The organism is Microbacterium sp., assembly GCF_011620715.1.
Lineage (GTDB): Bacteria > Actinomycetota > Actinomycetes > Actinomycetales > Microbacteriaceae > Microbacterium.
In genome coordinates, this window is the sequence record NZ_WOYP01000077.1 from 1 (window position 1) to 12,147 (window position 12,147).

At 69.3% G+C, this 12,147-nt stretch carries 10 protein-coding genes; 5 read left to right on the forward strand and 5 right to left on the reverse strand.

Annotation, left to right across the window (positions count from 1 at the left end; all coding sequences use genetic code 11):
• Positions 1–163 precede the first annotated feature (163 nt).
• The 3 genes from QZV84_RS07595 to QZV84_RS07605 are packed head-to-tail and all read left to right on the forward strand — an operon-like array spanning position 164 to position 2,491.
• Complete coding sequence (locus QZV84_RS07595) at positions 164–1,177, forward strand: ParA family protein (protein ID WP_292827742.1); 1,014 nt, start codon at positions 164–166, stop codon at positions 1,175–1,177.
• On the forward strand, positions 1,177–2,118 hold the full coding sequence (locus QZV84_RS07600) for a ParB/RepB/Spo0J family partition protein (protein ID WP_292827745.1): 942 nt from the start codon (positions 1,177–1,179) through the stop codon (positions 2,116–2,118). The genes QZV84_RS07595 and QZV84_RS07600 overlap by 1 nt, the downstream gene beginning before the upstream one ends.
• Before the next feature lie 25 nt (positions 2,119–2,143).
• Positions 2,144–2,491: a tryptophan synthase subunit alpha gene (locus tag QZV84_RS07605; RefSeq protein WP_292827748.1), complete on the forward strand. Its 348-nt coding sequence runs from the start codon at positions 2,144–2,146 to the stop codon at positions 2,489–2,491.
• A 100-nt stretch (positions 2,492–2,591) separates the two neighbouring features.
• Here QZV84_RS07605 and trxA read toward each other — a convergent pair whose 3' ends face one another.
• From trxA to QZV84_RS07625, 4 genes are all read right to left on the reverse strand, one after another.
• On the reverse strand, positions 2,592–2,915 hold the full coding sequence (gene trxA, locus QZV84_RS07610; protein WP_292827751.1) for a thioredoxin: 324 nt from the start codon (positions 2,913–2,915) through the stop codon (positions 2,592–2,594).
• Between the two features lie 80 nt (positions 2,916–2,995).
• Entirely contained in the window at positions 2,996–4,015 is a 1,020-nt protein-coding gene (gene trxB / locus QZV84_RS07615; protein WP_292827754.1) for a thioredoxin-disulfide reductase, read from the reverse strand.
• An 84-nt stretch (positions 4,016–4,099) separates the two neighbouring features.
• Positions 4,100–5,695 carry a murein biosynthesis integral membrane protein MurJ gene (murJ, locus tag QZV84_RS07620; RefSeq protein WP_292827756.1) on the reverse strand — a complete coding sequence of 532 codons (1,596 nt, stop codon included), beginning with the start codon at positions 5,693–5,695 and terminating at the stop codon, positions 4,100–4,102.
• Positions 5,692–7,881, reverse strand: a complete 2,190-nt coding sequence (locus tag QZV84_RS07625; RefSeq protein WP_292827759.1) for a DUF6049 family protein — start codon at positions 7,879–7,881, stop codon at positions 5,692–5,694. Before QZV84_RS07625 ends, murJ begins: the two co-directional genes overlap by 4 nt.
• 115 nt (positions 7,882–7,996) lie before the next feature.
• Between QZV84_RS07625 and QZV84_RS07630 the strand changes: the two genes are divergently transcribed.
• On the forward strand, positions 7,997–9,442 hold the full coding sequence (locus QZV84_RS07630; RefSeq protein ID WP_292827762.1) for a CCA tRNA nucleotidyltransferase: 1,446 nt from the start codon (positions 7,997–7,999) through the stop codon (positions 9,440–9,442).
• A 42-nt stretch (positions 9,443–9,484) separates the two neighbouring features.
• On the opposite strand, the gene QZV84_RS07635 is transcribed toward QZV84_RS07630, so the two are convergent.
• Entirely contained in the window at positions 9,485–10,519 is a 1,035-nt protein-coding gene (locus QZV84_RS07635) for an NAD(P)-dependent alcohol dehydrogenase (protein ID WP_292827765.1), read from the reverse strand.
• Between the two features lie 177 nt (positions 10,520–10,696).
• Here QZV84_RS07635 and QZV84_RS07640 point away from each other — a divergent pair, with 177 nt between their 5' ends.
• The gene (locus tag QZV84_RS07640; protein ID WP_292827768.1) at positions 10,697–12,052 is read left to right on the forward strand and encodes a helix-turn-helix domain-containing protein; all 1,356 of its coding nucleotides are present in this window, start codon (positions 10,697–10,699) and stop codon (positions 12,050–12,052) included.
• Positions 12,053–12,147: the final 95 nt, after the last annotated feature.

The window sequence follows — 12,147 nt, forward strand, 5'->3', positions numbered from 1 at the left end:
GGTGTGTCGACCGGCGGGTCTCGGTACGCGCCTGGCGGCGCTACTCGACCACCGGTGGTGTGTCGACCGGCGCTACTCGACCACTGGTGGGCGGGCCGCCGGCTGGGTCGCGACTAGAGTGGAGCGCGATGTCCGTCGGTGCGCCAAAGGGAGGCTGTTTCACGTGAAACATCCCGAGAACGCCGAGTCTCCGGCACCCTTCTCGATCGATGACAGCCCGATTGCGCGTGAACTCGCCGATCTCACCGCTCGCAGACGCGTCCTCGAGGGCGTCACGGTTCGACTGAGCGGTCGTACCCGCGTGATCACGGTATCGAACCAGAAGGGCGGCGTTGGGAAGACGACGACGACGGTCAACATCGCCGCTTCCCTTGCTTCGGTAGGCGCGCGCGTGCTCGTGATCGATCTCGATCCTCAAGGGAACGCCTCCACCGCCCTCGGGGTGTCGCACACAGCCGAAATTCCGAGCATCTACGACGTTCTGATCGATGATTTCCCCATCGCCGACATCGTGCAGACGAGCCCGGAGTCGCCGAATCTGCTGTGCGCGCCGAGCACCATCCACCTCGCGGGTGCGGAGATCGAGCTGGTGTCGCAGGTCGCACGCGAACACCGGTTGCGCACCGCGCTCGACGAGTACCTCGGCAGCCTCGACGAGCGGCTGGACTTCGTCCTGATCGACTGCCCGCCGTCGCTCGGTCTGCTCACGATCAACGCGTTCGCCGCAGCACACGAGCTTCTCATCCCGATCCAGTGCGAGTACTACGCGCTGGAGGGGCTCAGTCAGCTTCTCGGCACCGTGCGCATGATCCAGAAGCACCTGAATCCGCGGCTGCGGCTTTCGACGATCCTGCTGACGATGTACGACGGCCGCACCCGGCTCGCGCAGCAGGTGGCAGAGGAGGTGCGCACGCATTTCCCGGAGGAGGTGCTCGCGACCGTCATTCCACGGTCCGTTCGCGTTTCGGAGGCACCGAGTTTCGGACAGACGGTCATCGCTTACGACGGTCAGTCAGCCGGCGCCATCGCCTACCGCGAGGCGGCTGTGGAGATGATCCGCCGCGACAGCGTGAACCAGGACGGCGTGAACCAGGACAGCGCGACGGGCACTGGTCCGGATGCCGCCACCACAGACCACGGGAATGCCAGCGCGCCCGCCGATGAAGGAGACTCCTGATGGCCAAACGGACCGGTCTGGGACGGGGGATCGGTGCACTGATCCCGACGAATGAGACGTCCTCTGAGGCGCGGCCGGTCGACGTGTTCTTCCCCGGCGCTCCCTCGGAAGAGACCGAAGACCTCATCGAGGTTCCCGGTGCCCGGCTCGCCCAGATCGACCCGCACGCGATCGTCCCGAACCCTCGACAGCCTCGCACGCACTTCGATGCGGATGAACTCGCCGAGCTCGTGCACAGCGTTCGCGAGTTCGGTGTGCTGCAGCCCGTCGTCGTCCGTGATGTCGGCGACGGCACCTACGAGCTCATCATGGGAGAGCGGCGCACGCGCGCCGCTCGCGAGGCCGGTCTCGAAACGATCCCCGCGGTCGTCCGCGACACCGCGGATGAGCACCTTCTCCGAGACGCGCTGCTCGAGAACCTCCACCGGTCGGAGCTGAACCCGCTGGAAGAGGCCTCCGCCTACCAGCAGCTGCTGGCGGACTTCGGCATCACACAGGAGGAGCTGGCCACCCGGATCGGCCGCTCCCGTCCACAGATCAGCAACACGATCCGCCTGCTGAAGCTCCCTCTGCCCGTGCAGCAGCGCGTCGCGGCAGGTGTGCTCACTGCCGGCCACGCGCGGGCGATCTTGTCACTCGAAGACTCCGACGGCATGCAATGGCTCGCCGACAAGATCGTGAACGAGGACCTGTCGGTGCGGGCGGCCGAAGCGGCCGCGAAGGCGCCGGATGCCGGGCGATCGCGCCCATCGAAGCCACAGGCCGGTGCCCGCCGAGCGCACCTCGACGAGGTCGCCGAGCGGCTGGGCGACCGCCTCAATACGCGCGTCAAGATCTCGCTCGGTTCGAGAAAAGGGCAGATCAGCATAGATTTCGCCAGCATCCAGGATCTCAACCGCATCCTCGAAGAGATCGGCGAGTCGGGCTACAGCTCGGTCTGAGCGCGCACCCACGTACGCTGGATGGATGGCGACGCACGACGAGGCCCCGCAGCGACGGGCCAGTCTCGAGCTTCTCCGGGCCGAAGCCGCGGAGGAGCGTGCCGTTCTGGTGCAGGAGCGGCTCCGCGCAGGCGAGGATCCGTGGGAGTTCATGGAAGACCTGCCGTCCGTCGACGAACTCGTCGTGTTCATCCTGCGTGCCGAGAACATCGCAGCCAACGGCGGCGCGCGTCCGAATGCGGCACGCCACTATCGCGTGCTTCGGCAGATCGCGCTCGACTACCCCCCACTGACCGCGGCGGTGTGGCGGCTGATCGGCGATGAGAGCCCGCACCGCCGGTGGGATGCGCAGGTGCGGGCCGACGCACCCTGAGCCGCGCCTACGCCGCGCCGCTCTTGATGCCGATTCGTGCATATGACAAAGAAACCCCGGTGAGAACCAGAATCTCACCGGGGTTCGAGGGAGTACAAGATCAGGCGAGGTACGCCGCGAGATCCTGCTCGATCGCGTACTTCGGCTTCGCGCCGATGATCGTCGTCTCGACCTGGCCCTTGTTGAAGACCTTCATCGCCGGAATCGACGTGATCTGGTACTTCATGGCGAGGTCGGGGTTCTCGTCCACGTTGAGCTTGAGAACCGTGATCTTGTCTGGGTTGTCCGCCTGGATCTCGTCGAGAACCGGCGAGACCATGCGACATGGTCCGCACCACTCAGCCCAGAAGTCCACGAGCACGGGGCCTTCTGCGTGAAGGACGTCCTGCTCCCAGGTCGCGGATGTCGTCGCCTTGGCGGTCATTTGATTTCTCCTTGTTCGGAAGTCGTTACTGCTCAGAACGCCACACGCCACCGGATTGTTCCCGGGTGCTCCGCGCGCTCTCAGGCTGCGGGAACGCCCGTCTCGGCCTGATCGGTTTCGCGGCGGGGCGTCTCGGTGGCCACCTCGATGTCCTCGGCCAACTGAGGGTCGCCGGACTGCTCGAGCGCCGCGAGGAAGTGCTCGGCATCCAGGGCCGCGACCGTCCCGCTGCCGGCGGCGGTGGCAGCCTGCCGGTAGGTCGGGTCGATGACGTCGCCGGCGGCGAACACACCGGGCTCCGACGTGCGCGAAGAGCGGCCGTGCACCCAGATGGTTCCCTCGGGCGTGAGTTCGAGCTTGCCGTGCACGAGGTGCGTGCGCGGGTCGTTGCCGATCGCGACGAAAAGGCCGTCGAGCGGCAGCTTGCGGGTCGTGCCGTCGACCGTCGAACGCAGCACGATCGCGGAGACGGCTTCGTCACCGAGGATGTCGGCGACTTCGCTGTTCCAGATGAACTCGATCTTCTCGTCGGCGAACGCGCGCTCCTGCATGATCTTCGAGGCGCGCAGCGAGTCCTTGCGGTGGATGACGTAGACCTTCGACGCGAAGCGCGTGAGGAACGTGGCCTCTTCCATCGCGGAGTCGCCACCGCCCACGACCGCGATGGTGCGCTCGCGGAAGAAGAAGCCGTCGCACGTCGCGCACCACGACACCCCGCGACCCGACAGCCGCTCCTCAGCCGCAAGCCCGAGCTTGCGGTAGGCGGATCCGGTCGCGAAGATCACGGACGAGGCTTCGTGCACCGCGCCGCTGCCGAGCTTGACGGTCTTGATCGGCCCCGAAAGATCGAGCTCGACGACATCGTCGTAGAGGATCTCGGCGCCGAAGCGCTCGGCCTGCTTCTGCATCTTGTCCATCAGTTCCGGACCCTGGATGCCGTCCGGGAACCCTGGGAAGTTCTCCACATCGGTGGTGTTCATGAGCTCGCCGCCGACCTCGACCGAACTGGCGACCACGAGCGGCTCGAGGTTCGCCCGTGCCGCATAGATCGCAGCGGTAAAGCCGGCCGGACCCGACCCGATGATGATGACCTGACGCACGTGCGCCCTCTCTTTCGTAGCCCTGGGTTCTTCAACACATGGTAGCCGCGGCGCATTCCGCAAAGGTGGCCGGTGGCCGGGTGATCAGCGACCGCCCGGCAGAATTCGCCGCGCGAGGGCGATTGCCGGCCCCAGTTCAGGGGCGCGAAGGAGCGCAAGGAATCCGGCGTAGACCATCAGCGAGACGATCCCGATGATCGCCGCCCCGATCGCGCCGAGCAGCTTGTCCGAGACCGTCCAGCCGTCCACCCCTCCGAGCAGCAGGAACGTGACCCAGCCTGCGGCGGCGGCGGGGACGGCGGCCAGCGCGAATCGGCCGAGTGCCAGCATCCACGTGCCCACCCGCAGTCCGCCGAGCCGACGCTGCAGCAGCCAGGTCGCGACGATCACCTGCACGATGCTGGCGAACGACTGTCCGAGCGCGATCCCGGCTGCCAGGTACTCGACAGGCAGCGTCGATGCGACCAGGGCGGTGATCACCACGAGGACACACTGCAGCAGGGTGAAGAGGAACGGCGTGCGGGTGTCGTCGTAGGCGTAGAAGGTGCGCTGGATCACGAACAGCACCGCCAGCGGCACCAGGCTCACCAGAAAGCACAGCAGCACGAGCGCGGCGGCGACCGCCTCGTCGCGACTGCCGGTGAAGATGCGCGACGCGGGCACTGCGGCGGCGGCGAGGGCCGCTGTGGCGATGACGATGAAGACGCCGAGGGTGCGGATGCTGCGCCCCACGTCGTCGCGGACGTCGTCGTCGCGCCCGGCCGCGGCGTGTTCGCTGAGCTGCGTGAAGTACGGAGTGCCGATCGACAGCACGATGATCGAGTACGGCAGCATGAACAGCAGCCACGCGTTCTGAGAGACCAGCACCCCGGGATAGTCCTGTGCGGCTTCGGACAGGACACGCGACTGGACGAGGCCGGCCAGCTGCCCGGCGACGACCATCAGGAACGTCCAGCCCGCCAGGCGCCCCAGGTCGCTGAGCCCGACACCGCGCCAGCGGAAGTCGGGGCGCACGTGCAGGCCGGTGCGACGCCAGAACGTGAGCAGGATGACCGACTGCACCACGATGCCCAGGGTCGCCGTGCCGGCCAGCAGCGCGACCATCGCCGGAGTCCATGCAGCCACGGCCTCGGTGGAGCCGAACAGCACGATGAACACCGCGAAGCCGGCGATCGACACGACGTTGTTGACGATCGGCGCCCAGGTGAACGGGCCGAAGACGCGGCGGGCGTTGAGCGCTTCGCCGACGAGGGAGTACAGCCCGTAGAAGAGGATCTGCGGCAGGCACCAATAGGCGAAGGCGGTGGCGAGCGCCTGCTGGTCGGGCGGGAATCCCGGAGCGTACAGCTGAACGAGCCAGGGCGCGGCGATCGTCGCCAGCGCGGTGACGACGACCAGCACCACCGTGCCGAGGGTGAACAGTTTGGAGACGAAGGCCCGGCCGCCGTCATCGTGTCGTGCCGCTTTCACGATCTGCGGCACGATGACGGCGGTGAGCAGGCCGGTCGAGATGATCGCGTAGATGTTGTTCGGGAGCTGGTTGGCGATCGCGAATGCGTTGCCCGCGCCGGTGGTGGCTCCCACTGCGGAGACCAGGACGACGGCGCGCAGGAACCCGGTCAGGCGGGAGACGATCGTGCCCGCTCCGATCAGGACGCTGGCCCGGCCGATGCCGCTCACTCGGCATCCTTCTCGGAGTCCGCCGCCGCACGCGGCGTGCGGCCTGCGCGAAGCCGGAGCACGGTGCGCACCACGCCGAGCAGGAGGAACCCGCCCACCAGCACAGAGAGCACCACGATGCCGACGCCCTCCCAGTCCGCGCGGACGTTCACGTCGACGACCTGCGCAGCCCCGATCGGCTCGAGCGTGCGGCTGCGCAGCTGCAGCTGCACCGTGACCTCCCCGTTGCCGACGCGCGCCTGGACCGGCACCTGCACGCGGGTGTTGCTCTGCGCACCGGCGGTGACCTCGTTCGCCCGCGTCACATCAAGGCGAAGGTCGTCGGGGGTGGCGAACAGCACTATGTCGACCGGGTAGGGCAGGTCGTTGCGCACCCAGATCGGGATCGGAGCGCCGGCGCTGAACAGGTTTATCGGACTGGGCGGCACGATGCCGACACTGTCGAGTGTGGTCGCGGTGGCGGTGCGGTGCAGGTCGACCGCGGTCTGCCAGGCGCCGGGCTCGGGGAGCCAGGCCAGGCCGAGGAGCTGGAGGAGCTCCGCACGCTCCGGACCGGTGAGCTGAGAGACGTCGTCGAGGATCGTGGCGAACCGGCTGAGCTCGGCTTCGTCGGCGATCAGGAGGGATGCCGCGCTCACGCGCGTCTCGTCGCTCGGGGCGTCCGCGATCTCGACCGGCGCGGGGATCCGCGCTGAGACCCCGCCCAGGGTGAGCGGCGTCGCGCCGGGCGCCTGCGACGCCGACGTGATGGCGGTGCGCAGCGCCACCCGAGAGCGGTCCTGGCCGCGGTCGAGCGTGACCACGACCGGCTCCCCGCCGGTCTCGGCGACGGCGAACGCCAGGAATGCGGCGGCGGCCGTGAGCGGCGCGCCGCGCAGGGTCGTCACTTCCTCGATCGACGCATCGTGCAGTTCACGGGACACATCAGCGTCGTAGACGAGAAGGTCGGCGTCGCCCGCAACGGCCCGACCCGGGACCGTCGAGCCCGCCTCCCCGGCGCGCGTGGACGTCGAGGGCACGAGGGTCAGCGATTGCCGGCCTTCGACCGTCACATCGCCCAGCGTGGATACGACGTGCGGTGTCGCGGTGCCTGTGCCCGGCCAGTACACCCCCGCTCGGGCCCCGCCGATGTCGGTGAGCTCCTGCAGGGTGGGGTAGACGGGCTCGTCCGTCGGGTTCGAGGGCGTGGCGTTCGTCACCGGCGCGAAGTTCTCCGGTTCCATGTAGGCCTGCAGCGACTGCGGACCCAGGGGCCGGGTCAACCCGGCCTCGAGCTGGACGGCCGTATCGGCGTCGCCGAACTGAAGCGCGAAGCGCGAATTCGCGAGGGCCTCGAGCCTCGCGAGCCACTCGGTCGCGCTCGCCGGTGCCGCCGTGCCGAGCACGCGGATCGCGGCCGGGATAGCCGGGTCGACACCGATGATCGCCGCTGTGCCCTCTACGGCGTCGAGCTGGTCGGTGAGCGAGCCGGCGGGACCGGTGAGTTCGGCGAGCTCGGCGGCTGTGAGGAGGCCTTCAGCGGTGGCGTCCGCGGTGATCGGGACGACCACACCGATTCCCACCTCGGTTCCCCCCTCGGGCGGCACGATCATCACGCTTGCGGACGTGACCACTCCGGCGCCCGACTCGTACGACGCGGAAAGCGGGTAGACGCCGGACGCGCGACTGGCCAGGACGGGATCGTTCGGTGCGATGACGATTCCGCCGGTCTCCTCCGCGCCCGACGCCACCGCAGGAATCGTCACCGATCCCACCGGCGTCAGAGTCGGGCCGCCGGTCTTGCCGTCGAGCCACTCGGAGAGCGTGGCGCGATCAGGCAGGGCCGTGCTGCCGAGCGACAGGGTGACGACGATCGGTTCGGTCGCGGCATCCGTCCCGTTCTGAAGACTCACCGAGACCGCGAGCCCCTCGCCCGCGCGCACCGTCCCGTTCGCGATCGGCGAGAGGGTGAAGATCGTCTCGCCGGTGAGCCCGTCGGCGGTCGGCGTCGGCGTCGGTGTCGGCACGGACGTGCTGGGACCGGCGCCGTCCGGGGGCACCGCAGCGGCAGGACCGGCGACGACCAGGAGCGCGGTCACCAGCAGCGCGGGGATCGCGATCGCGCGCCGCAGCCGCGCGCGGATGCGGCGTCGACCGGCGCGCGGCGGAGACACGGTCTTTCCCGGTGTCAGGGAGGTGTCGGTCATGGTTTGGGGTTTCGCTCCTGTGCGATTCATGACCGCACGATCTGGTGCGATTCTACGGTCCGACCCTTCGAGCACCCCGAGCCGCGCCCGCGGAGCCGCTCGGTAGGCTCGATCCATGCTCAACATGGCCGAGGGAGTGGCGCGCCTGGGCGCCCTCGCCGACTCGCCGATCGTTGCGACGCTGGCCGCGGCGTTCGCCGAGGCGGGCCATGAGCTCTCGATCGTCGGCGGTCCGGTGCGCGACGCGCTGCTCGGCCGGGCGATCAACGACCTCGACTTCACGACCGATGCGCATGCCGACGCCATCCTGCGGATCGTGAAGCCCATCAGCACCGCCCAGTGGGACGTCGGCCGCGAGTTCGGCACGATCGGAGCGCGCATCCGCGACCCGCGCACCGGGGTCGCCGAGCAGGTCGAGATCACGACGTACCGGGCCGACAGCTACGACGGCGTCACACGCAAGCCGACCGTCGAGTTCGGCGACACCCTCGAAGGAGACCTCGCCCGCCGCGACTTCACCGTGAACGCGATGGCGTTGCGCGTGCCCGCGCGCACACTGGTGGATCCGAGTGGCGGCGTCGAAGACCTCGTGGCACGCAGACTGCGCACCCCCGCCGACCCGCGGGTCAGTTTCGGCGACGATCCGCTGCGGATGCTGCGGGCGGCGCGCTTCTGCGCCCAGCTCGGCTTCGAGGTCGACCCGGCGACGGTGGAGGCGATGTCGGAGCTGCGCGAAACCCTCTCGATCGTGAGCCCGGAGCGCATCCAGGGCGAGCTCGTACGCCTCCTGCAGACAGATGACCCGGCGCGCGGCATCCGTCTGCTCGTCGACACCGGCCTCATGGAGCTGTTCCTGCCCGAAGTGCCCGCCCTGCGCCTAGAAGTCGACGAGCACCACCACCACAAGGATGTCTACGAGCACTCGCTGACGGTGCTGCGCCAGGCGATCGAGCTCGAGAGGGCACGCAATCCGGAGGCCGCCCCCGACGTGCCGCTGCGTCTGGCGGCCCTGCTGCACGACATCGGCAAGCCCGCGACGCGAAAGCTCGAGCCGGGCGGCGGGGTGACCTTCCACCACCACGACATCAAGGGCGCCCGGCTGGCGCGCAAGCGCCTGCAGGCGCTGCGGTTCGACTCGGACACGATCGGCACCGTGACCCGGCTGATCGAGCTGCACCTGCGGTTCTTCGGCTACGCCGACGGGGCGTGGACAGACTCCGCCGTGCGGCGCTACGTGCGGGATGCCGGCACCGAGCTGGCCCGGCTGCACATCCTCACGCGCGCCGATGTGACCACCCGCAACAAGCGCAAGGCCGCGCGGCTCTCCGGCGCCTACGACGACATAGAACATCGCATCGACGAGCTCGCAGCCGCCGAGGAGCTCGGGGCCATGCGTCCGGCCCTCGACGGCAACCGCATCCAGGAGGTGCTCGGCATCCGCCCCGGCCCCGAGGTCGGCAAGGCGTATCGGTACCTGCTCGACCTGCGGCTCGACGAGGGCGTGCTCGAGGAGGCCGAAGCCGAGGAGCGCCTGCGGGCCTGGTGGGCCGCGCAGGTCTGAATCCCCGGCCCGGACCTGACTCTTCGCGGGAGATGACCCGCGCTACGGGACGATGACCGCCCGACCGCGGACCGTACCCGCATGCAGCTTCTCGTACGCTGTGACCGCGTCGTCGATGCCGTATACCTCGGTGTGCACGGTCACGGCGCCGACCCGGGCGAGGTCGAGCACTTCGCCGAGCTCGCTGCGGCTGCCCCAGTAGGGAGCTCGCACCGAGACCCCGTAGGGCGTCGAGAAGAACCCGGTCGGCATGAGGCCTCCGCCGATGCCCACGATGCTGACGTGCCCGTCCACGGCCACCGCGGCGCGGGACGTGTCGATCGTGGCCTGGGCACCGACGAAGTCGAACACCGCCTCGGCACCTTTTCCGCCGGTGAGCGCGCGGATCTGCTCAGCGGCATCGGGGCCCGCCAGCACGGTGTGGTGCGCGCCGACCTCGGAGGCGAGTGCGAGCTTCTCCTCGCTCTGATCGACCGCGATCACCGTCACGGCGGAGATCGCCCGCAGGATCTGGATGCCGACATGGCCGAGTCCGCCCGCGCCGATGACCACGGCGGTCGCGCCCGGGAACAGCTTGGGCTGCGCGGCACGGATCGCGTGATACGGAGTGAGTCCGGCATCCGTCAGCGACACCGTCTCGACCGGATCGAGATCGCCGAGTGGGACGAGGTGGCGTGCGTCGTCGATGATCAGGTACTCGGCCATCGCGCCGGGCGCGCCGAGTCCTGGAGGGGCGATGCCGAGTTCCGCGGCGCGGGTGCAGTAGTTCTCCTGGCCCTGGGAGCATGCCCGGCATTGTCCGCAGCCCCACGGACCGTAGACCGCATACGAACCGCCGAGTTCAATGCCCTCGACTCCTTCACCGAGCTTGTCGACGATCCCCGCGCCTTCGTGCCCGAGGGTGAGCGGCAGGCCGTAGACGTACGCCTCCGCCGGCAGGTCCATGACGAACCAGTCGGAGTGGCAGAGACCGGCGGCGGTCACCTTGAGGCGGATCTGCCCGGGACCGGGCTCGGGGATGTCGATCTCGACGACCTCGGGACCCTTGCCGATCTCGCGGTACTGGACGGCCTTCATGTCTTCCTCCTTCATGCCATCGCGATGTGATGACGGTCCCACTCTGCTCGCTCGTGCCGAGGTGCGCCAGGGGCGAAAGTCCCGCCCCCGACACCAGCGGGGGCACCGCCACCTCACCCCTGCCTTGCTGGTGCGGGTCTAGAATGAACATGCTCCTCAACGCTGATCGGAGCTCCCATGACATCGCCGTGGTCGCCCCGGCGAGAGGTATCCCCGCAGACCTCTCGCCTGCTGATCGAGCGCGCGCACGAGGAGCTCGTGGCGGGCAACGCCGTGGAGCGTCGCATGCGCGATGTCCGCCCCCTCGTGCAGGAGTCCTGGCGTCGTTCACTGGCGAGCCTCGTCGGCGCCGAGGGGCTTCCGCCCCTCGATCTCGCGACCGCGGCGCTGGAGGAGTATCGCCGCACGCACCCGCTCGCGAGTGTGATGGACATGATCCGTGCGCTGCTGCTGCCAGGCGAGGCCGCTGAGTCCGGCGTCGTCGTCGCGGTCGGAGACGCGGCCGGGCGGCTGCTCTGGGTCGAGGGCGACCACCACATCCGCACGCTCACCGGCGACATGGGATTCATCGCCGGCGCGAACTGGTCCGAGGGCGCCGTCGGCACGTCGGCCCCCGGCACCGCGCTCGAGCTGGATCGGTCGGTGCAGATCCGCGGCGCCGAGCACTTCAACCGCCTCGTGCAGTCCTGGTCATGCACGGCGGTCCCGGTGCATGACCCGGAGTCGCGCCGAATCCTCGGGGTCATCGACGTCACGGGCGGCGACGACACGATCACGCCGCAGGCGCAGCTGCTGGTGGATGCCACGGCCCGCGCGATTGAGGGCGAGCTGCTGGTCGCGCGCCTGCGCGCCCGCGCCGCGCAGTCCGCGCCGAGCCGCCGCTCGCCGAATCGGCGGGCCGACGCACGGGCCCCGGTCGAACGCGTCATCCTGCGCGTGCTCGGGCGTGACCGCGCGCTGCTGGAGGTCGCACGCGAGGACACCGAAACGGTGTCCGAGATCGGACAGCGTCACGCCGAACTGCTCCTGATGCTCGCCACACATCGCCAGGGCGTGTCGGCCGAGCAGCTCGGAGAGCTCGTATACGGCGATGCGGATGCCGGCCGCTCGGCGAATGTCACGCTGCGCGCCGAGATGGTTCGCCTGCGCAAGGTGCTCGAGAAGACTTCTCCCGCCCTCGTGCCTCAGTCGCGTCCGTACCGCCTGACGGTCGAGCTCGAGACCGACGCGCAGCAGGTGCTCTCGCTGCTGGACCGCGGCGCCCACCGGGTCGCGCTCGCGGCGTATCGCGGCGATGTGCTGCCCGACTCGACCGCCCCCGGAGTGGAGGAGCTGCGCGACACGGTCCGCACTGCACTGCGCGAAGCGCTCATCGCCGAGGCGAGTGTGGACGTGCTGCTCGCATTCGCCGAGACGGATGCCGGCGCTGAGGATGACGAGCTGCTGTGGCTCTGCCTGAAGATGCTGCCGGCGCGCTCGCCCAAGCGCGCGGCGCTGGTCTCGCGCATCGAGCGGCTCGAAGCCTCGGCCTGACTCACACACCTTCGCCGAGCAGGTGCTTCGCGCGTCGAGAAGGTGCTTCGCGCGTCGAGAAGGTGCTTCGCGCGTCGAGAAGGTGCTTCGCGCGT

Coding starts and splice junctions, on each gene's coding strand:
- QZV84_RS07600 (WP_292827745.1), top strand. CDS start 1,177: ATGGCCAAACGGACCGGTCTGGGACGGGGGATCGGTGCACTGATCCCG.
- QZV84_RS07605 (WP_292827748.1), top strand. CDS start 2,144: ATGGCGACGCACGACGAGGCCCCGCAGCGACGGGCCAGTCTCGAGCTT.
- trxA (WP_292827751.1), bottom strand. CDS start 2,915: ATGACCGCCAAGGCGACGACATCCGCGACCTGGGAGCAGGACGTCCTT.
- QZV84_RS07625 (WP_292827759.1), bottom strand. CDS start 7,881: ATGACCGACACCTCCCTGACACCGGGAAAGACCGTGTCTCCGCCGCGC.
- QZV84_RS07630 (WP_292827762.1), top strand. CDS start 7,997: ATGCTCAACATGGCCGAGGGAGTGGCGCGCCTGGGCGCCCTCGCCGAC.
- QZV84_RS07635 (WP_292827765.1), bottom strand. CDS start 10,519: ATGAAGGCCGTCCAGTACCGCGAGATCGGCAAGGGTCCCGAGGTCGTC.
- QZV84_RS07640 (WP_292827768.1), top strand. CDS start 10,697: ATGACATCGCCGTGGTCGCCCCGGCGAGAGGTATCCCCGCAGACCTCT.